Genomic DNA, 19,079 nt, shown 5'->3' with positions numbered 1-19,079 from the left:
GGCCCCTTACTGGGCCGGGGCGTCGGTCGCGGGCGGGGCCAGGGCTTCCTGGATCAGGCTGCGGATGACGTCGTAGTCGGGATTCTCCGGGTCGACGTTGTTGTCGGGAACCAGTTCGACCGACTTGATCGGCAGCTTCTTGGTCTTGGACGCGAGGTTCGTGAAGTAGCCGAGCATGCCCTGCGGGATGTCGGTCTTCACGACCTGGGACCCGGCCGATGCCACGGCCTGGAACTTCGACAGCACGTTGGCCGGGTTGGCCTGCGCGAGGATCGCCTCTTGCACCTGCCGCTGCCGCACCATCCGGTCATAGTCGCTCGTGTCGTGGCGTGAGCGGGCGTACCAGAGGGCGTGGTAGCCGTCCATGTGCTGCCTGCCGGGCTCGAACCAGAACGCGACCTCGGTGAAGGTTTCGTCGGTGTGCACCGGGACCCGGTGGTCGACGGTGATGTCGACCCCGCCGAGCGCGTCCACGAGGTCGGAGAAGCCCTGCATGTCGATCAGAACGTAGTACTGGATCGTCAGCCCGGTGACGCCCTGGGCGGCGTCGCGCATGCCTTCGATTCCGGGCTCGCTGCCCTGGTCGACCGCTTTGGGGTACATCTCCGGGCTCTTCAGCTCGACCTCGGTGAAAATGGAGTTCAGCATGCAGGCGTCGACCTCGCAGCCGTCGATGGCGCCGTACCCTTCCGGGTACAGGTCGGCCAGCGGCCCGGGCGAGAACGGGACGTCCTCGAGGTTGCGGGGCAAGCCGATCATGCTGGCCTGGCCGGTCTCGGCGTCGATGCTGACCACGGAGATGCTGTCGGGGCGCAGACCGTCGCGGTCGGGTCCGGCATCGCCGCCGAGCAGCAGGATGTTGTAACGGCCGTCGACGGGGGGTTCGGTCGGGCCGGCCATGAAGACCGACGACAGGAACCCGCTGGCCGTCGTCGCCAGGTAGGCGCCGTAGCCCGCCGTGCCGACCACGGCCACCATCAGCACGGTCGTGAGGGCCGCGATCACCGGGCGGGAACGGGGGACGGCCCGCACCAGCCGAACCAGCCGGAGGGTGTCGAGGGTGAGGACCAGCCAGACCACGGCGTAGACCGCGAGCAGCAACGCCGCCGCCCACAGGCCGATCGAGTTCGTGAAGACCGTGAGGACGACCGTCGGCCAGAGCACGTACACCACGCCGGCGATGACGGCGAGGGTGATCAGCGTGAACGTCATCCGCAGGCCGAACCGGCCCAGGCGGCGGCTGCCGGCCAACACCTGAACGGAGCCGGGCAGCACGAAATTGAGTACCACGAGCCACCAGGCCCGCTTGGTCATCACCTGGGGGGAACCGAGGTCCGGTCTCCGGATCGGGCTGCTGGCGCTCGTCATAGTCTCGCTTGGAGGGCCGCGTTCTTCTGCTCGACCTGGGCGGCGAGGGCCTCCGCGTAGTCGAGCAGTTTGACTCGGAGCGAGTCGTCTGCGGTGGCGAGCACCTTAACGGCGATCAGGCCCGCGTTGCGGGCGCCGCCGATGGAGACGGTGGCCACCGGAACGCCGGCCGGCATCTGAACGATGGACAGGAGCGAGTCGAGCCCGTCGAGGCGGCCGAGCGGCACGGGCACGCCGACGACCGGGAGGGTGGTCACGGCCGCGAGCATTCCGGGCAGGTGGGCGGCGCCGCCCGCGCCGGCGATGATCACCCGGAGACCGCGCGCGTGGGCGGTCTTGCCGTAGTCGATCATCTTCTCCGGGGTGCGGTGCGCCGAGACGACCTGCACCTCGAAGGGCACGCCGAAGTCGCGCAGCAGCTGCGCGGCGTCGCTCATCACGGGCCAATCGGAATCGGAACCCATGACCACGCCGACAAGGGGCGTCACGGATTCGTCCGACGAAGCGGTTTCGGGCACGGAAGTCTCAGGCACGGAGTCGATCTTATGGCTCAGTCCTGAAAGATCGCCGCAGTGGCACGCGTCTGGTAGACCACATCGTCCAGATCGGAGCCTCCCGCGGTGACGTGGCCGACCTTGCGGCCCGGGCGCGGGGCCTTGCCGTAAGTGTGCACTTTGACCGACGGGTGCGCCGCGAACGCCGCCGGGAACCGCTCCGAGAGCGCCCCGACCCCCGGCCCGCCGATGATGTTGACCATGACCGTCCAGGGGTCGCGGGCATCCGTCGCCCCCAGCGGCAGGTCGAGCACGGCCCGGAGGTGCTGCTCGAACTGACTCGTCGTGGACCCCTCGATGGACCAGTGGCCGCTGTTGTGGGGGCGCATCGCCAGTTCGTTGACCAGGAGCCGTCCGTCCGAGGTCTCGAAGAGCTCGACGGCCAGCATCCCGGTCACGCCGACACCCTCGGCGACCCGCACGGCGATGTCGGCCGCGACCTGCTCCAGCCGGCCCTCCGACCCCGGCGCGGGGGCGATGACCTCCGCGCAGACGCCGCCCTTCTGCACGGTCTCCACGACCGGCCAGACCGCGATCTGGCCCGAGGGCCGCCGGGCGACGAGCTGGGCCAGCTCGCGCCGGAAGTCGACGAGTTCCTCGACCAGGAGGGCGCCCGCGTTGCCGTCCTCGGCGAGCGCGGCGAACCAGTCATCGGCCTCGTGCTCGTGGCTGACCAGCCGCACGCCCTTGCCGTCGTAACCGCCGCGGGCCGTCTTGACCACCGCGCGGCCACCGTGGCCGGCCAAAAACTCGCCCAGCTCGGCGGCGGTCTCCACCCGGGCCCAGTCGGGCACCGGCAGGCCGAGTTCGGTCAGTCGCTGCCGCATCAGTAGCTTGTCCTGGGCGTAGAGGAGCGCGTCCGGCCCCGGGTGCACGGCCACCCCGCGGGAGACGAGTTCGCGCAGGATCTCCTGCGGGACATGCTCGTGGTCGAACGTGATCACGTCGACGGACTCGGCGAATGCCAGCACGACGTCGCGGTCGCGGTAGTCGCCGACCTGCACGGCGGCCAGGCCGGCGCTCATCCCCTCGCCCTCGGCCAGCACCCGGAGCTCGATGCCGAGATTCACCGCGGCCGGAATCATCATCCGGGCCAACTGACCGCCGCCGATCACGCCAACAGTGGTATTCATCCGTGCCCCAATTCCTCCGCGACCGTTCACTGCCCGGTAAGTGTTTTCTCAGGCAACAGACTGGACCGCGCCGTAGACTGCGAGTTTCGCACCTCTATCTTTGCCCATCGACTGGACGGATGCATGCCCAGAGCAACGGGGACAAGATCGCGGCTGCTGGCCTTCGCCGGCCAGGTCGCCAAGTTCGGCGCGGTCGGGCTCGTCGGCTTCGTCGTGGACATCACGGTGTTCAATCTGCTCCGCGCGAGCGTTTTCAGCCCCGACCTGGTGCACGCCGGGCCGCTCTACGCGAAGATCGTGTCGACCATGCTCGCCATCGTCGCGAACTGGATCGGCAACCGGTACTGGACCTTCGGCGCGTCGCGCCAGTCGAAGACCATGCGCGAGGGGGCCGAGTTCTTCGCCGTCAGCCTGGCCGGCATGGGGATCGGCCTGGCCTGCCTCTGGGTCAGTCACTACCTGCTCGGGTATACCAGCGTGCTCGCCGACAACATCTCCTCGAACGTGGTGGGGCTGTTCCTGGGCTCGGTGTTCCGCTTCGTGCTCTACCGCTACTGGGTCTTCTCCCCCGTCCGCCAGGCGGGCCGGGGCGCCGCGACGGCCCTGAACGACGGCTCACGAACCGACGGCTCACGAACCGGCACCGCCCGTACCGACACCGCCCGTACCGACACCGGGAGCCTAGCGACGGCCCCACAGAGGTGATGGGTCGGCGGTGATCGACTGGTCGTGACCGACGGTGCCGACCCGGGCGCGGGACTGTTCCATCAGATCGTGCAGCACCTGCTGCACCAGCACGGGGTTAGGCACGTCCTTGAGCACGAGCGGATGCTCCGGGCCGGTTTTGATCACCACGTCGCCCGAGCGCACCAGCGACTGCAGCCAGGTCGTGCGCACGGTCACGTCATAGCCGCGGCTGTGCAGCAGCTCCTGGCGGGTGCGCACGAAGACCCCCCGGCGGAAGATGATGCGCCGGGTGGTGATCGTGTACCGATGGTTCAGCCAGGAGACGAGCGGGAGCAGCCAGAACAGCAGCACGACGGCCACCGCCCCGGCCAGCAGGGCAGTGTTCTGCCAGGGCTCAGGCAGCGAGCCGTAGTAGTAGCCGGTGGCACCGCAGGCGGCCAGCAGGAACAGGGTCGGCCAGAACAGCACGCGGGCGTGCGGACGCAACCGGGCCACGACCGATTCGGCCGGAGGCGTCACGCTGGCTGTGCCGGTCCCCGCTGACTTTGTCATAACCCATTAATACCGCAGGTGGGTGACATCTCCGGCGGCGACGGCCTGCAGCTCGCCATCCGCCTGGTCCTCGACGATCAGGCGGCCGCTGCGGTCGAGGGCGATCGCGGTGCCGACCAGGTCGGTGCCGCCCGGGAGCTGCACCCGCACGACGGAGCCGAGGGTGCCGCACAGCTCGGTGACCGCCTGCAGCAGCCCGCTTCGCACCGGGTCGCCATTCGCGGCGACGAACGCGGCCGTCAGGACCCGCAGTTCGGTCAGGTAGTGCGCAAGGACGGCGTCCGGGTCGGGCGGAGTGCCCGTGACCAGCTGCAACGAGGTGGAGGTGAGGGTGGGGAGGTCGTGTTCGTCGAGGGACACGTTCAGGCCGGTCCCGATCACCAGCCCGCGCGCATCCGGCAGGAGCTCGGAGAGGATGCCGGACACTTTGTACCCGTCGATCAATACGTCGTTGGGCCACTTCAGGGTGACCTCGTGCCGGGGGCTGTCCTCGTCCGGCGGCGCGGCCCGGGCGGCGAGCCCGGCTTCCACGGCCGCCCGCACGGCGCGCGTCATCGCCGCCCCCGCCAGCAGCGGGAACCAGCCGAAGTGGTCGACGGGCAGCGGGGCTCCCCCGACCCGGGGGCGGAGCAGCACGGAGACGGCCAGGGATTTGCCGGTGGGGGCCAGCCAGGTGCGACCCAATCGGCCGCGACCGCGAGTCTGGTTGTCGGTGACGACCGTCGACAGGTCGGGCCAGGCGGCGGCATCCGTGCCCGCCGCGTGGCCGACGAGCTCGTCGTTCGTCGACCCGGTCTCGGCCAGGTACTCGAAACGCGGTACGACCTCGCGGCTGAGCGGAAACTCCATGCGGCCCTCTTCTCGTGGCTAACTCAGGCTATTCTCCCGAATCCGGGCCTAATCATCCTCTTTTGGCCGCCCAGTGGGCGTTTCTCCTGAGTTGGCCGCGGGGAGAACACGGGGAGAAGGGGAAGCGACCAGCAAACCGACCGGTTTTTGTAGACAATCGTCAACGATCGGGGGCAGGGGCTGGCCGGTAGAGTGAACGGCGTGACTGAGAACTCGCCCGCTGCGGGCCCCGACCTGTACACCACGGCTGGAAAGCTCGCCGACCTCAAGCTGCGCTACCACGAAGCCGTGACGGCCAGCGGTGAGGCCGCGATCGAGAAACAGCATGCCAAGGGCAAGATGACCGCCCGGGAGCGCATCGCCATGCTGCTCGACCAGGGTTCTTTCGTCGAGCTGGACGAGTTCGTGCGCCACCGCACGCACGCGTTCGGGATGGAGAAGAAGCGACCGTACGGCGACGCCGTCGTCACCGGCACCGGAACCATCCACGGCCGCCAGGTGGCCGTGTACTCGCAGGACTTCACCATCTTCGGCGGATCGCTCGGCGAGGTCGCCGGCGAGAAGATCATCAAGGTGATGGACCTCGCCCTCAAGACCGGGGTGCCCATCATCGGCATCCTCGACTCCGGCGGAGCGCGCATCCAGGAGGGCGTCGTCGCCCTGGGCAAGTACGGCGAGATCTTCCGCCGCAACACGGCCGCGTCCGGCGTCATCCCCCAGATCTCCATCATCTGCGGCCCCGCGGCCGGCGGCGCCGTGTACTCCCCCGCCCTGACCGACTTCGTGATCATGGTCGACAAGACCAGCCAGATGTTCGTCACCGGCCCCGACGTGATCAAGACCGTCACCGGTGAAGACGTCGGCATGGAAGAACTCGGCGGCGCGCTCACCCACAACACGGTCTCCGGGGTGGCGCACTACCTGGCCAGCGACGAACCCGACGCCCTCGATTACGCCCGCACCCTGCTCAGCTTCCTGCCGGACAACAACCTGGCCGACCTGCCCGTGTACGACAGCGACATCGAGCTGGAGACGACGGATGCCGACCTCAAGCTGAACACGATCATCCCCGACTCCCCGAATCAGCCCTACGACGTGAAGACCGTGATCGAGCACATCGTCGACCACGGCGACTTCCTCGAGACGCAGCCGCTGTTCGCCCCGAACATCGTGGTCGGCTTCGCCCGGGTCGAGGGACGCTCGATCGGCATCGTCGCCAACCAGCCCAGCGCCATGGCCGGCACGCTCAACATCCCGGCCGGCGAGAAGGCCGCCCGGTTCGTGCGGTTCTGCGACGCGTTCTCGATCCCGATCCTCACCCTGGTCGACGTGCCCGGCTTCCTGCCCGGCACCGACCAGGAGTGGACCGGGATCATCCGCCGCGGCGCCAAGCTGCTCTACGCCTACGCGGAGGCGACCGTGCCGCTGGTCACGGTCATCCTGCGCAAGGCCTACGGCGGCGCGTACATCGTGATGGGTTCCAAGCAGCTCGGCGCGGACATCAACCTGGCCTGGCCGACCGCGGAGATCGCCGTCATGGGCGGCCAAGGTGCGGTGAACATCCTCTACCGGGCCGAGATCAAGAAGGCCGAGGCAGCCGATGAGGACGTCGCCGCCGTGCGCACCCGCCTGGCCAACGAGTACACCTACAACGTGGCGAGCCCGTTCCTGGCCGCCGAACGCGGCGAGCTGGACGGCATCATCGAGCCGGCCACAACCCGCGTCGCGATCACCAAGGCTTTGCGCGCCCTGCGCACCAAGCGCGCGAGCCTGCCGCCCAAGAAGCACGGGAACATTCCGCTGTAGGCGGGCACCATGACCGATCCAGCGAATTCCCCCGACCCGGCCGCCGAGATGCGCTTCCTGACCCGCGGCGTCACCCCGCACGAGGCCGCGGCCCTGTCGGCGGTGCTGCACGGCCTGATGCGGGAAGAGAACGACAGCCTGCGCCAGGCGCCGGCACGAGGCCAGAGCGCCTGGCAGCGCAGCCAGCGCGGCATCCGCACGCCGATGGTGCCCGGCGACGGCCGGTGGCGCGGCTTCTCCGCCTGAGAACGGATGCCGGCCCAGCCGGTCCCCCTAAATGCCGACTTTTTTCGTGGTTCCGGTTCAAGCATGATTGAACTTGCCGGTGAGGTTCTCAGAACTTCACAGCCAGATCTCGCCGACTAGGGTAAGCAGGCGAGTTGTGGGGGCGAGTCAGGGTGACATTCGGGTTGTCGCCCTGACACGGAATGTCGAAAGGGGATCAACCTCACGGTTGGTCCCCTTTCGCTTTGACCGGCCCTGCTTGAACCGGGCCCGCGGGCCGCTCGCTGTCAGCGCGGGATCTCCAGCCACAGGTCGACCTCGGGTTCGGGCGATTCCTGTCCGAGCGCGCTGAGTCGGGCATCCGCGCTGCTGAGTCCGACGACGGTGACCGCGGTGGCGGATCCGTCACCGGCGGTGCGCGCGATGATCGAGTCGGCCGTGGTGCCGCCGATCGCGGCCGCCAGCGTGTTGAGGACGGTTTCGAGCTCGGGGCCGCGGATGTCGTCGATGTTGCCCTCGTCGAGCAGGGTGACGATCGCACCCCGGCGGCGGGCGGCCATGACCTGGTCGCGCACGGCGTCGTTGAGCAGCTTGCGACCGCGGATCTCGTCGCGCACGGCGGCCTCGAGGTAGCGGCATTCCTGGCGCTGCTCGGCGGTCAGGTCGCCGCCCCGGTCGATGATGCGGCGCAGCATCGGCGCGGCCAGGCGGATGGTCTGGGCCAGGCGCACCTGGCGCTCGTAGAGGTGGGCCTCCTGGGCGGCCTGCCACTCGGTCGCCTCCCGTTCGGCCAGGGCGTACTGCCGGGCGTCCCGGCCCGCTTTGGCCAGCGCGCGGGCGAGAATGACGGCGACCGCGACCCAGACGACGCTTCCGATCACGCCCATCGACCCCAGGGCCGCCGGACCGGCCCAGACGACCGTGTGCACCACCAACGCCCCGGCGCCGACCCAGGCGAGCGCCGGCTGCCGCCGGGTGGCCGTGATGGTCATCAGGGTTCCGACCGCCGCGACGTACCAGGTGGCGTAACCGTTGTCCACGGACCCGTCCAGCTGGCTGACCACGAGCAGCGGGATCATGGCGCAGACCGCGACGTTGAAGAAGGCCAGCCACAGCGGCATCCGCATGGGGCTCGTGGGCCACAGGCTCAGCACGGTCGCGACGAAGTAGACGACGATCGCCAGGACTGCCGGCCCCGGCGTGCGCGGCTGGTTCAGAGAATAGATGCCGAGCAGGACATGGTAGGTGGAGAAGAGGGCGGCCAGGGAGAGCACGAGGCCGCGCGGCACGGTGATCATGACGCGTGCCTCGCGGGCGCGGGCGGCCATTCGATGGTGATGGTGGTGCCCCGGCCGATCTCGGAGCACACCGCAACCGACCCGCCGGCGCTGGCGACACGGTCCTGGATCGAGATGCGCAGGCCCAGCCGTTCGGCCGGCACCGCGGCCGGGTCGAAGCCCACGCCGGAATCCGCGATTGTGACGGTGCAGCCGCCCTGGGCGTTCGCGCTCAGGGTCAGCGTGCGATCGGGTGTGAACTCGGCCGTCCCCGCGTGCTGCACGCTGTTCACCATGGCCTGCACGCTCGCTGCGAGGATCGCTTCGCTCGCGTGCACCGGGAGGCGGAGCGACTCGATCTGGCACTCGGTGACGGCAAACGGGACAGGGAAACGCTCGGCCGCCGCACGGATCTGCGCTGCCAGCTCGCCGAACGGCACCAGACTGTCGTCACCGGCCGGCACCAGGGCCGCTTCATTGAGCCGGTTCAGGGCATCCGCCGCCATCCCGGAGGCCAGTTCCGACGCCTTCGGGCCGCCCGCCGCCGCGGCGGCGAGGAACGTGGCGAGCACGCTGTCGTGCACGATCGAGTCCACCTGCACGCGTTCGACTTCGGTGGCGTGCTGCCGCACAGCGTTCGCGTACTGGTGCAATGCGTTCGTCTGCGCCGCGTCCACGGCGCCCGCCGTCTGCCTGAGCATGAAGATGATGATCAGGATGACCTCGCCAAGGAGGATCGCGTACACGGCGTCGAGGGAGGACAGGAGCACGTCGGCGCCGCCGCCGGACGGCTGGGACCGGATGACTCCGTAGACGACCGGCACCGCGAGGGTGTACACGGCGGCCCAGGCCAGTGGGAACGCGACCGCCGCACAGGCGGTCGCGATGGTGCACATGTACCAGAGCCACGGCTTGCCGTCGAGCACCTGGTTCGGGTTGATCATGAGCAGGGGCCACGCGATGAGCGCGCCCAGGTAGAACACCGCGACGGTGCCGGTGGCCGCCCGGACCGCCGTCTTCGTGACGGCCGCCACGACGACGGCGGCGAGGGACAGGCCGAGCAGCACCGGCGCGAGGAAGCCCATGATCGGCAGCCGTTCGGGGGCCTGCGCGAACATGATGGGCATCGCCTGAAGCGCGAAAACCACCCCCACGCCGGCGAGGGCGCGGGAGACGACCACCTCGATCCGGGTGCGACTGATCGGGTTGCGCGGCTGACGGGGGCCGGCGATCAGGTCGGAGCCGTGGGGGTCGAGTTCTGTGGGAGGCACGGGAGCGTGCCCGAGCCCGCCCGCAGTGTCAGCCGCGAGCATCCCCGCCGTCCGGGTCGAGGCCCGGCAGGATTCCGTCTTCGACGGCTCGGCGGAGCAGGTCCACCTTCGTGGGCGCCGGCCGGCCGACCTCGATGTACTTCACGCGGATGCGGTCGAGGTATTCGCGGGCGGTCGAGTGCGCGATGCCGAGTTGCATCGCGACCATCTTCAGCGGCAGGCCGGAGGCGTAGAGGTGCAGCACGTCGCGCTCCCGTCGACCCAACTGCGCCTTCGCGAAGTCACGGTCTGCGTCGATGGCCGTGGCCCATTCGAGGTTGTTGAGCACGTCGCCGCGGGCGACGGATGCCACCGCCGCCATCACGGTCGTCGTGGGCGAGGATTTGGGGATCACCCCGGCCGCTCCGGCCGCGAGCGCCTCCCTGACCAGTGCGACCCGGTCCGCGATGCTGTGCACCAGCACGGATGCCCCGGTGCTCTGGGCCCGATGCACATTGTCGGTGACGCGCGAGCCGTCGCCCAGCGACAGGTCGAGCACGATGACGTCGACCGGGCGGCCGTTGATCCCGTCGATGAGTTCCTGCACGGTGGGAGCGGTGAAGATGACCTCGAAGCCGACGTTCTCGCAGGCGGCCTTGATGCCCAGGCGCACCGACTCGTGGTCGTCGGCGATCCCGACCCGCACGGGGTGGTCGAGGACGATGCCGCCCTCGGGCAGGGTGGCCGCGGTCACGGGTGTGGTCGGGTCGGTCATGGGTCCTACATCCTCACGTTGTCGTACAGGTCAACGTCATACAGGTCAACGATAGCTATCTGGACAGCAGCGCGATGCTCTCAACATGGTGGGTGTTGGGAAACAGGTCGAAGGCGCGCAGGGTGCGCAGGGTGTATCCGTGCCCGGCGAGGAGCGCGATGTCTCGGGCCAGCGCGACCGGGTCGCAGGCCACGTAGACGATCTGACGCGGGCCGAGCGCCCCGAGCTGGTCGATGATCTCCTTGCCCGCACCGGCGCGCGGCGGGTCGAGGATGACCGTGGCCGCGTTCTGCCTGGCCCGTTCGGCGGCGCTGGAATCGCGCACCAGGCCGCTGAGGAACCGGTCGACCCGGGAGGTCTGCACACTGGCGCCGACCCATTCGGCCAGGTTCTCGGCGGCGAAGTCGGTGGCCTGGGCGTCGCTCTCGACCGAGGTGATGCGCAAGTCGTGGCCGAACCGGTCGCCGACCGCGGCGGCGAGCAGGCCGACCCCGCCGTAGAGGTCGAGGTTCGCGGCCCGCGGGTCGAACTCGTCGGGGTCGATGGTGTCCTGCACCGCCCGGTAGAGGGTCTCGGCCGCGCTGGTGTGCACCTGCCAGAAGCCGGCGGCGTCGAGTCGGAACTCGCGCTCCCCGACGACCTCGCGAATGAGCGTGCGTGGGGTGGGGCGGCGCTTGCCCGCCGCGTCCTGCTCGGCCACGAGCACCTGCACGGAACCCAGGCTGGGCGCGACGACATCGACGGATGCGGCGCCCTTGAAACGCTGGTCGAGCGGCGCGGCCGCCTCCAGCAGCCGGTCGGCGAGCGGCAGGTCCCCGACCGGGATCACCCGGTGGGAGCGGGCGGCGTAGGGGCCGACGAAGCCGTCCTCGTCGACGTGCAGGCGCACGCGCGTGCGCCAGCCCGTGCCGTCGGCGGCGTCGCCGGGGGACGCGTTGCGGCCCACCTGGACGGGCTCGACCGTGACCTCGGACTCGATGCCGGCCATCCGTTTGAGGGCGTCGGCCAGCACCTGGCGCTTGAGCTCGCGCTGGTGGCCGAGCTCGATGTGGCCGAACTCCGCGCCGCCGGCACGGTCGTCCGGGTCGCGCTCGAGCGCGGCGGACGCCCAGATGTGCGGCTGGCGCTCGGGCGCCTCGGTCAGGACCTCGACCGTTTCGGCCCGCCAGAAGCTCTTGTGGCTGGCCGAGGTCAGCCGGGCGCGCACACGCTCCCCCGGCATGGTGTCGCTGACGAAGACCACGCGACCCTCATGCCGGGCGATGAAGATGCCGCCGTGAGCTACGTTTGTGACGTCGAGTTCGAGTTCCGCGCCCACTTCTGCGGAGTGCCCGCTCTGGTCTGCCTGGTTGTCGTTGCTGGTGCCCATTCATCGATGATCCCACACCGCTTATCCCCTGCACGAGCCTCACCCCCACGCACGAAGGGAAACCATGCGCCTCTACCTGGCGTCCACGTCTCCGGCACGGCTCATGCTGCTGCGCTCGGCGGGCGTCGAACCCGTAACCCTGGCCCCCGACGTGGACGAGGATGCCGTGGCGGCCGAAGCCGCCCGGCACAGCGGCGCGCCCCTCACCCCGCACAGGGTGGTGGAGCTGCTGTCCCGGGCGAAGGCGGAGGCCGTGTCCCTCGCGCTGACCCGGGCGGGCGACATCGGGGACGGCCTCGTGCTCGGCGGCGATTCGGTTTTCGTGATCGACGACGTCATCTACGGCAAGCCGCACACGAGCGAGAAGGCCCGTGAACGCTGGCAGCTGCAGCGCGGCCGCACCGGGCAGCTGTTTTCCGGCCACTGGCTGATCGACCACACGAACGGCGTGGCCGGGCAGGCCGTCGGGGCCGTCGCGGTCGCCGACGTCACCTTCGCCGACGATATCGGGGATGCCGAGCTCGACGCCTACATCGCGACCGGCGAGCCCCTGTTCGTGGCCGGCGCGTTCACGATCGACAGCCTCGGCGCGCCCTTCATCACCCACATCGACGGGGACCCCTCCACCGTCGTGGGGCTTTCCCTCCCGACGCTGCGGCGGCTCGTGAACCGGCTCGGTCACTCCTGGCCGAGCCTGTGGAACCGCCCCTCGAACTGACCTGCGGCACCCGTTTGGCACCCGATTGTAGGCATCCGCACTTTTATCGCCCCTCTTTTTGTGGGAGAGAACCAAAACCGAGGGGGCCGAGCGCCATAAGCTAGGGCACTGTGCCCCCAATAACGAAGGTCCTCATCGCAAACCGGGGCGAAATCGCCGTCCGGGTGATCCGCGCCGCCAAGGACAGCGGGATCCTCTCGGTCGCCGTCTATGCCGACCAGGATCGCGACTCGATGCATTCGCACCTCGCCGACGAGGCCTACGGGCTCGACGGCACCACGAGCGCGGAAACGTACCTCGTGATCGAGAAGCTCCTCTCGGTGGCCAGGCGGTCCGGCGCCGACGCCGTGCACCCCGGCTACGGGTTCCTCGCCGAGAACGCCGACTTCGCCCGCGCCGTCATCGGCGCCGGCCTGATCTGGATCGGCCCCTCCCCCGAGGCGATCGAGAAGCTCGGCGACAAGGTGTCCGCCCGGCACGTCGCCGAGAGGGTGCACGCACCGATGGCGCCCGGCACCCTCAACCCGGTCGTGGATGCCTCCGAGGTCCTCGACTTCGTTGACCTGCACGGCCTGCCGGTCGCGATCAAGGCCGCCTTCGGCGGCGGCGGCCGCGGCCTGAAGGTCGCCCGCACCCGGGAAGAGGTTCCCGAACTCTTCGACTCCGCCACCCGCGAGGCCGTCGCCGCGTTCGGCCGCGGCGAATGCTTCGTCGAGAAATACCTGGACAAGCCCCGCCACGTCGAGACCCAGTGTCTCGCCGACGCCCACGGCACCGTCGTGGTGGTCTCCACCCGCGACTGCTCACTGCAGCGCCGCCACCAGAAGCTGGTCGAGGAGGCGCCCGCGCCGTTCCTCACCGACGCGCAACGCGACGAGATGTACCGCGCCTCCAAGGCGATCCTCGCCGAGGTCGGCTACGTCGGCGCCGGCACCTGCGAATTCCTGATCGGCCAGGACGGGACGGTGTCCTTCCTCGAGGTCAACACCCGGCTGCAGGTCGAGCACCCCGTGTCGGAGGAAGTGACCGGCATCGACCTGGTGCGCGAGCAGTTCCGTCTCGCCGAGGGCGGGCACCTCACCTACGGCGATCCGGAACCGATCGGGCACTCCTTCGAATTCCGGATCAACGGCGAGGATGCCGGCCGCGGCTTCATGCCCGCCCCCGGCCCCGTGCACGTGTTCAAGCCATCCGGCGGCCCCGGCGTGCGCGTCGACAGCGGCGTGCAGGCCGGAGACGTCATCTCCGGGTCGTTCGACTCCCTGCTGGCGAAGCTGATCGTGACCGGAGCCACCCGGGAAGAGGCCCTCGAGCGCTCCCGCCGGGCCCTGGACGAGTTCGAAGTGGCCGGCCTGCCGACCGTGCTGCCCTTCCATCGCCGCATCGTGCGCGACCCCGCCTTCGCACCGGCCGACGGAGCGCCGTTCTCGATCTACACCCGCTGGATCGAAACCGAGTTCCAGAACGACATTGAGCCGTGGAACGGATCCCCGGAAGAACTCACCGGTCCCCAGAAACGCCACAACGTGGTCGTGGAGGTGGAGGGCCGCCGGATCGAGGTCAGCCTACCCGTGCGGCTGCTCCCCGGCACGGGCTCCGAGAACACGGCCGGCCCCGCGCCCCGGCGCCGTGGAGGCTCCCACTCGATCCAGACGGCGACGGGCGATGCGGTGCACGCCCCGATGCAGGCGACCATCGTGAAGCTGGCCGTCGCCGAGGGTGACAGCGTCGTCAAGGGCGACCTGCTGCTCGTACTCGAGGCCATGAAGATGGAGCAGCCGCTGACCGCCCACAAGGACGGCGTGGTCGGCACCGTCGGCGCCGTCATCGGCGCCACCGTGGCATCCGGTTTCCTGCTGATGGCCGTGCTCGACGCCTGACGCCCGGCCTCAGGTCTCGGCTCCATTCCGCTCAGTCGCACCAAAAAAACCCTCGTTCCGGGAACGAGGGTTTTTTGGTGTGACTGAGCGAAGATCTCGCCGCGGCCCGGGGCTACTGCACGATGTGCATGGCGCGGGCGGCATCCGAGATCGAGTGCGTCAGCGACGGGTAGACCGGGAACGCCATCGCGACCTCGTCGACGGTGAGCCGGTGCTCCACGGCCAGCGCCAGCGGGAAGATCAGTTCGCTCGCCTTGGGCGCCACGATCACGCCGCCGATCACGGTGCCGGTGGTCGTGGTCGCGAACAGCTTGACGAAGCCGTCCTTGATGCCCATCATCTTGGCCCGCGGGTTGGACGAGAGCGGCAGCTTGTGGATGATGCCGCGGGTGAGGCCGTCCTCGATCTGCTTCTGGGTCCAGCCCACGGTGGCGATCTCCGGCTGGGTGAAGATGTTGGCCGAGACGTTGCGAATCTCGATCGGCTTGACCGCGTCGCCCATGGCGTGGAACACGGCGGTGCGCCCCATCATCGAGGCGACGGATGCCAGCGGCAGCTCCGTCGTGCAATCGCCGGCCGCGTAGACGTTCGGGATGGACGTGCGCGCGACCCGGTTCACCCGGATGTGCCCGGATTCGGTGAGCTGTACGCCCGCCTCCTCGAGCCCGATCCCGGCCGTGTTCGGAATGGACCCCACCGCGATCAGGCAGTGGCTGCCCTCGACCGTGCGACCGTCGGAGAGCGTGGCCAGCACGCCGGTCTCCGTGCGCACGACCGAGGCGGCGCGGGACTTGCTGAGCACGACCATGCCGTTGCGTTTGAAGACGTTCTCGATCACGGCGGCCGCGTCCGCGTCCTCGCCGGGCAGAACCTGGTCGCGGCTGGAGATCAGCGTGACCCGGGCGCCGAGGGCGCGATAGGCGGACGCGAACTCGGCGCCGGTCACGCCGGAGCCGACCACGATGAGGTGCTCGGGCACCGCGCGCAGGTTGTAGAGCTCGGTCCAGCTGAGGATGCGTTCGCCGTCGGGGATCGCGGTCGGCAGGATGCGCGGGGTCGCGCCGACGGAGACGACGATCGTGTCCGCCTCGATCCGGTCGAAGTCGATGCCGGAGCCGTCCTCGGCCGTCGAGACGATCAGACCGCTGGTGCCGTCGAGGCGGCCGTGGCCGCTGACGAGGTTCACGCCGGCGCGCATCAGCGTCGCCTTCATGTCCTCGGACTGTTGGCGGGCCAGGGCCAGGAGCCGCTTGTTGACCGCGGCGAGGTTGATGGCCACTTCCGGGCGGGCCGGCTTGCCCAGCTCGTTGCGCACGAACAGCTGCACGCCGAGGTCGGTGGCCTCGCCGATGGAGTTGGTGGCCTCGGCGGTGGAGATGAGGGACTTGGAGGGGACGACATCCGTGATCACGGCGGAACCGCCGACCCCGACGCGCTCGACGAGGGTGACCTCGGCCCCCTGCTGGGCGCCGGCGAGGGCGGCTTCGTACCCGCCGGGCCCTCCGCCGAGGATAGCGATGCGCTGCTTGCGTTCGAACTCGTAGGCCATGCTCATATTCTCCCGTCTCGCGGCGGCCCCCGCCAACCGAGCCCCTCCCCGGCCGAACCAATTCGACGGAGATATGCACGGAATCTGACGCTCAGGCCCGTTTTCGGCCCGAAAATCGCAGAATCTCCGTCGAATCAGTCACGGGCACGCCGCCGAAAACGAGGGGCAATTAGAATGACGGGATGCTGATGACCGACATTAATCCGCTCGACGTTCCCGAAACCGATCCGTTCGACGTCGCACGGACCGCCGCGCGGGAGATCGCCGAGGCCACGGGCATCGCCCGCCACGACATCGCCCTGACCCTGGGCAGCGGCTGGGGCCGCGCCGCCGACCTGATCGGCGAGACCACCCACACCCTCGACGCCGAGGAGATCACGGGCTTCAGCGCTCCCGCCCTCGCCGGGCACGCCGGCAAGCTCCGCTCGGTGCTGCTGCCCGGCGGCAAGCGCGCGCTCCTGATCGGCGCCCGCACGCACTATTACGAGGGCCACGGCGTGCGCCGGGTGGTGCACAGTGTGCGCACCGCTGCCGCCACCGGCGCGACGACCATGATCCTCACCAACGGGGCCGGCGGCATCCGTGAGACCTGGACGCCCGGCACGCCCGTGCTGATCAGCGACCACATCAACCTCACCGCTGACTCACCGCTCGAGGGTGCGACGTTCGTCGACCTGACCGACCTGTACTCCCGCCGGCTGCGCGACCTGGCCCGCACCATCGACCCGACGCTCGACGAGGGCGTCTACTGCCAGTTCCGCGGGCCGCACTATGAGACACCGGCCGAGGTGCAGATGGCCAGGGTCATCGGCGGCCACATCGTCGGCATGTCCACGGCGCTGGAGGCCATCGCGGCCCGCCAGGCCGGGATGGAGGTCCTCGGCCTCTCCCTGATCACCAACCTCGCGGCCGGGATCCAGACGGAGCCGCTCAGCCATGCCGAGGTGCTCGACGCCGGCAAGTCTGCCGAACCGGTCATCAGCGCGCTGCTCGCCCGGATCGTGGCCGCACTGTGAGCCTCGCCGACATGAGCGCCGACGGCATCAACCCGGACGGCGTCAACAACCCGGATGCCCTGAACACGGATGCTCTGAACACGGATGCCCGCAACCCCGGCGAGACCGACGCGACGGCCCGGGGCCGGCACTCCACCCCCTCGGAGAGCACCGCAGACGCAGACGCCGGCACCGACGCGGCGAACGACGCGCTCCTGCCGAACACGATGGTGCTGGACACCATTCAGCCGGCTGACCCGTCCGGCAACGCCGGCACGGGCGCAACGGATGCAACCTCGACCCTGGTCGCCACGGCCGGCGCCTGGCTGAACCAGGACCCCGACCCGGAGACCCAGGCCGAACTGCGCGCCCTCCTCCGCGGGGTCGCCGACGGCGACGCCGGCGCCCTGGCCGAGCTGCACTCCCGCTTCGACGACCGCCTCGCCTTCGGCACGGCCGGCCTGCGCGGCGCGATCGCCGCCGGCTCCAATCGGATGAACCGCGTGCTCGTCTGCCAGGCCGCCGCCGGTCTGGCCGCTTTCCTGATCAAGACCACGCCGCCGGACCGGGTCCCCTCGGTCGTCATCGGTTATGACGGCCGCAAGAACTCCCAGGTGTTCGCCACCGATTCGGCCGCCGTGATGGCCGGGGCCGGGGTGCGCGCCATCCTGCTCCCCCGCCTGCTCCCTACGCCCGTTCTCGCCTTCGCGGTGCGCCACCTCGACGTCGGCGCCGGCGTCATGGTCACCGCCTCGCACAATCCCCCGAACGACAACGGTTACAAGGTCTATCTGGGCGGCGCCAACCAGGGTTCCCAGATCGTGTCACCCGACGACGCGGCCATCGCGGCCGAGATCCTGCGCGTCGCCGCCGAGCAGCAGGTTCCGCAGCTGCCCCGGGCCCCCTACGAGACGGCCCCCGAGTCGGTCGTGCAGGCCTACATCGACGAGACCGCGAGCATCGCCCACCCGCCGCGCGCGCAGGTGACCACGGTTTACACGGCGCTGCACGGCGTCGGCTGGGACACCACCCGGCGCGTGCTCGAGGCGGCCGGTTTCGACCTGCCGACCCTGGTCGACGCCCAGATCGCTCCGGATGGCGCATTCCCCACCGTCGCATTCCCCAACCCGGAGGAACCCGGCGCGATGGACCTCTCCTACGAGACGGCCAGGGAGGTCGGCGCGGAACTGATCATCGCCAACGACCCCGACGCCGACCGGCTCGCGATCGCCATCCCGCAGGAGGGAACCGCGAGCGGCTACCGCCGACTCAGCGGCAACGAGGTCGGGGCCCTCCTTGGCTGGCGGGCCGCGGAGATCGCGTCCGGTGCGCCCGGCCACGGCGGGGCCACGGGCACGCTCGCCTGCTCCATCGTCTCCACCCCCGCCCTGCAGGCCGTCGCTCAGGCCTACGGGCTGCGGTTCACCGACACCCTCACCGGCTTCAAATGGGTGTCCCGCGCCCCCGGCCTCATCTTCGGTTTCGAAGAGGCGCTGGGATACCTCGTGAACCCGCGCACCGTGCGGGACAAGGACGGCATCTCCGCGGCAGTCGCGCTGCTGTCCCTGGTCAGCGACCTCAAGGCCGAGGGTGTCACCCTGGCCGAGCACCTCGACCGGTTCAGCGAACGGTTCGGCCACTTCGCATCCGGTCAGATCTCGGTGCGGGTCACCGACCTGACCGAGATCGAACGAGTCATGGCCCGGCTGCGGGAGAGCCCCCCGGCCTTCGTCGGACGGATCGCGGTGGACCACATCGACGACCTCGCCGCTGGTTTCAACGGCCTGCCGCCCAGCGACGTGCTGCGGATCCGGCTCGCCGACGGCTCCCGCGTGATGGTGCGCCCGAGCGGCACCGAGCCCAAGCTCAAGGTCTACCTCGACACCAGCAGCACCAACGGATCCGTCGCCGAGCGCAAGGCCGCCGCCGAGGAGACCCTCGCCGAACTCGACCGGGGCATGCGCGAACTGATCAAGTAGCCCGCCACTGTGGCCGTTCCGGTCGAGAGTGCCCGTTGGAACGGGCACTCTCGACCGGAACGGCCACTTCTGCGTGCGGGCTGCGGCGCCCGCCGGGGGCGGGAGTCGCGGGG

General features: G+C 69.9%; 17 protein-coding genes. 7 read left to right on the top strand and 10 right to left on the bottom strand.

All coding sequences use genetic code 11. The features are described from left to right. Positions 1-6: 6 nt before the first annotated feature. The 3 genes from E3T42_RS15530 to E3T42_RS15520 all read right to left on the bottom strand — a co-directional run bounded on the left by E3T42_RS15530 (position 7) and on the right by E3T42_RS15520 (position 3,055). Positions 7-1,368: an LCP family protein gene (locus tag E3T42_RS15530; protein WP_134403317.1), complete on the bottom strand. Its 1,362-nt coding sequence runs from the start codon at positions 1,366-1,368 to the stop codon at positions 7-9. Beyond that, positions 1,365-1,832, bottom strand: coding sequence for a 5-(carboxyamino)imidazole ribonucleotide mutase (purE, locus tag E3T42_RS15525; RefSeq protein ID WP_134364860.1), 468 nt, complete (start codon positions 1,830-1,832; stop codon positions 1,365-1,367). The genes E3T42_RS15530 and purE overlap by 4 nt, the downstream gene beginning before the upstream one ends. Positions 1,833-1,918: 86 nt before the next feature. Next, positions 1,919-3,055 carry a 5-(carboxyamino)imidazole ribonucleotide synthase gene (locus E3T42_RS15520; RefSeq protein WP_134403316.1) on the bottom strand — a complete coding sequence of 379 codons (1,137 nt, stop codon included), beginning with the start codon at positions 3,053-3,055 and terminating at the stop codon, positions 1,919-1,921. A gap of 123 nt (positions 3,056-3,178) precedes the next feature. Between E3T42_RS15520 and E3T42_RS15515 the strand changes: the two genes are divergently transcribed. Further along, positions 3,179-3,760 (top strand): GtrA family protein, encoded by a 582-nt coding sequence (locus tag E3T42_RS15515; RefSeq protein ID WP_134364836.1) that lies wholly within the window; start codon positions 3,179-3,181, stop codon positions 3,758-3,760. On the opposite strand, the gene E3T42_RS15510 is transcribed toward E3T42_RS15515, so the two are convergent. Together E3T42_RS15510 and E3T42_RS15505 are read right to left on the bottom strand one after the other, a co-directional pair. Continuing rightward, entirely contained in the window at positions 3,737-4,294 is a 558-nt protein-coding gene (locus E3T42_RS15510) for a PH domain-containing protein (protein WP_241976233.1), read from the bottom strand. The genes E3T42_RS15515 and E3T42_RS15510 overlap by 24 nt on opposite strands. Before the next feature lie 6 nt (positions 4,295-4,300). Next, a complete protein-coding gene (locus E3T42_RS15505) occupies positions 4,301-5,143 on the bottom strand; it encodes a biotin--[acetyl-CoA-carboxylase] ligase (protein WP_134403315.1) in 843 nt (280 codons plus the stop codon). Between the two features lie 192 nt (positions 5,144-5,335). Between E3T42_RS15505 and E3T42_RS15500 the strand changes: the two genes are divergently transcribed. Then, positions 5,336-6,949 carry an acyl-CoA carboxylase subunit beta gene (locus tag E3T42_RS15500; protein ID WP_370262634.1) on the top strand — a complete coding sequence of 538 codons (1,614 nt, stop codon included), beginning with the start codon at positions 5,336-5,338 and terminating at the stop codon, positions 6,947-6,949. 9 nt (positions 6,950-6,958) lie between these two features. Next, complete coding sequence (locus tag E3T42_RS15495; protein ID WP_134364833.1) at positions 6,959-7,195, top strand: acyl-CoA carboxylase epsilon subunit; 237 nt, start codon at positions 6,959-6,961, stop codon at positions 7,193-7,195. Positions 7,196-7,461: 266 nt separating this feature from the next. Here E3T42_RS15495 and E3T42_RS15490 read toward each other — a convergent pair whose 3' ends face one another. From E3T42_RS15490 to E3T42_RS15475, 4 genes are read right to left on the bottom strand one after another with little or no spacing between them, the layout of a single operon-like run. After that, positions 7,462-8,472 (bottom strand): hypothetical protein, encoded by a 1,011-nt coding sequence (locus tag E3T42_RS15490; RefSeq protein ID WP_134364832.1) that lies wholly within the window; start codon positions 8,470-8,472, stop codon positions 7,462-7,464. Beyond that, positions 8,469-9,722 (bottom strand): sensor histidine kinase, encoded by a 1,254-nt coding sequence (locus E3T42_RS15485; protein ID WP_160141093.1) that lies wholly within the window; start codon positions 9,720-9,722, stop codon positions 8,469-8,471. Before E3T42_RS15485 ends, E3T42_RS15490 begins: the two co-directional genes overlap by 4 nt. Positions 9,723-9,750: 28 nt before the next feature. Further along, entirely contained in the window at positions 9,751-10,476 is a 726-nt protein-coding gene (locus E3T42_RS15480; protein WP_134364830.1) for a response regulator transcription factor, read from the bottom strand. Between the two features lie 55 nt (positions 10,477-10,531). Further along, positions 10,532-11,845 carry a class I SAM-dependent RNA methyltransferase gene (locus tag E3T42_RS15475; protein WP_134403314.1) on the bottom strand — a complete coding sequence of 438 codons (1,314 nt, stop codon included), beginning with the start codon at positions 11,843-11,845 and terminating at the stop codon, positions 10,532-10,534. A 64-nt stretch (positions 11,846-11,909) separates the two neighbouring features. Here E3T42_RS15475 and E3T42_RS15470 point away from each other — a divergent pair, with 64 nt between their 5' ends. After that, the gene (locus E3T42_RS15470; protein WP_134364828.1) at positions 11,910-12,563 is read left to right on the top strand and encodes a nucleoside triphosphate pyrophosphatase; all 654 of its coding nucleotides are present in this window, start codon (positions 11,910-11,912) and stop codon (positions 12,561-12,563) included. A gap of 110 nt (positions 12,564-12,673) precedes the next feature. Then, positions 12,674-14,443: a biotin carboxylase N-terminal domain-containing protein gene (locus E3T42_RS15465; RefSeq protein WP_134364827.1), complete on the top strand. Its 1,770-nt coding sequence runs from the start codon at positions 12,674-12,676 to the stop codon at positions 14,441-14,443. Between the two features lie 112 nt (positions 14,444-14,555). Here the strand turns inward: E3T42_RS15465 and E3T42_RS15460 are convergent, their stop codons facing one another. Further along, complete coding sequence (locus E3T42_RS15460) at positions 14,556-15,992, bottom strand: NAD(P)H-quinone dehydrogenase (RefSeq protein WP_134403313.1); 1,437 nt, start codon at positions 15,990-15,992, stop codon at positions 14,556-14,558. A 188-nt stretch (positions 15,993-16,180) separates the two neighbouring features. On the opposite strand from E3T42_RS15460, the gene E3T42_RS15455 reads away from it, so the two are divergent. Together E3T42_RS15455 and E3T42_RS15450 are read left to right on the top strand one after the other, a co-directional pair. Next, positions 16,181-17,008, top strand: coding sequence for a purine-nucleoside phosphorylase (locus tag E3T42_RS15455; RefSeq protein WP_134364858.1), 828 nt, complete (start codon positions 16,181-16,183; stop codon positions 17,006-17,008). A gap of 206 nt (positions 17,009-17,214) precedes the next feature. After that, positions 17,215-18,966, top strand: coding sequence for a phospho-sugar mutase (locus tag E3T42_RS15450; protein ID WP_134364857.1), 1,752 nt, complete (start codon positions 17,215-17,217; stop codon positions 18,964-18,966). Positions 18,967-19,079 lie beyond the last annotated feature (113 nt).

Source organism: Cryobacterium sp. TMT4-10, from assembly GCF_004403275.1.
GTDB classification, from domain to species: Bacteria; Actinomycetota; Actinomycetes; order Actinomycetales; family Microbacteriaceae; genus Cryobacterium; species Cryobacterium shii.
The sequence above is the reverse complement of the archived record's forward strand: the minus strand, read 5'-3'. Positions and strand labels throughout refer to the sequence as shown.